A 911-nucleotide genomic window follows, 5' to 3' on the forward strand; every position below is an offset into this window, starting at 1 on the left:
GGGGGGCCGGCCCCCCCCCCCGCCCCGCCGGGCCCGGCCCCCCCCACCCCGTGGCCCTGGGGGCCCCCGCGGCCGCCCGCGGGGGGGGGCCGCCCCCGCGGGGGGCCCCGGCGAACCCCGCGGGCCCCCACGCTTCCGATGAGCAGACCGTGCTCATCTCATCCCGGCTCAGGGAAAGGAGACCACCTGGGACGGGATGGTCGACGTACCGGATGTCGGGGATCCGGTGTTGTTGATGACGTGTTCGTACTGCCCCTGGCCGCCGAGGGAGACGACGAGCAGGTCGTGGAACTTCACCCCGGGCTTCACCGGGGCCTGGAATCCGTGCTGCTGACGGATGGTCGGGTCGACGTTGAAGTAGCAGTAGCTGCCCATGCCCCAGCCCTCGTGGGTGGTGACGGAGTCGCCCACCTTGTAGGCGGCGTACCCCTTGATTCCGCCGTTCTGGATGGCCGCCTGGTTCGGGGCGTCGTACGCCTTCTCGTTCTGGAAGAAGATCGTCTTCCCGTTCTCCCCGTACCACTGCACGTCGTACTTGTTGAAGTGCTCGACGAACAGTCCGGTGGCCAGCACGTCGTCACCGTTGACCCGGAGCCCGTAGTCCGAGCGGTTGGTCTCCCAGCCGACCCCGTCGCCGTGGTCGGCGCGCCACAGCCAGGTGTGGTCGATGATGGTGTCGTCGCTGTTGACCACCATGCCGGTGGTCGCCTTCCCGGCCCCTGCGCCGCCGACCCGGACGAACACGTCCTGGAGGCTGGTCGGGTTGGCGGAGTGGTCCGCGGAGGCGCCCTCCGGGCCCACCTGGACGAGGACCTGGGAGTTGACCGGTCCCGCGTCGACGAGGAGTCCGGCGAGCTTGACGCCGTCGACGTCTCCGACCTTGATCGCGGTGACCCCGTTGTCGGGGATGA

1 pseudogene is annotated in these 911 nt (G+C 70.5%); it reads right to left on the reverse strand.

Going from position 1 to position 911, the window contains the following annotated elements:
• Positions 1-168 precede the first annotated feature (168 nt).
• Positions 169-911, reverse strand: a pseudogene (locus ACFXOA_RS07965) (coagulation factor 5/8 type domain-containing protein); the annotation flags it as partial.

Origin of the sequence: Streptomyces sp. NPDC059166 (assembly GCF_042755185.1) — a bacterium.
Taxonomy (GTDB): Bacteria; Actinomycetota; Actinomycetes; order Streptomycetales; family Streptomycetaceae; genus Streptomyces.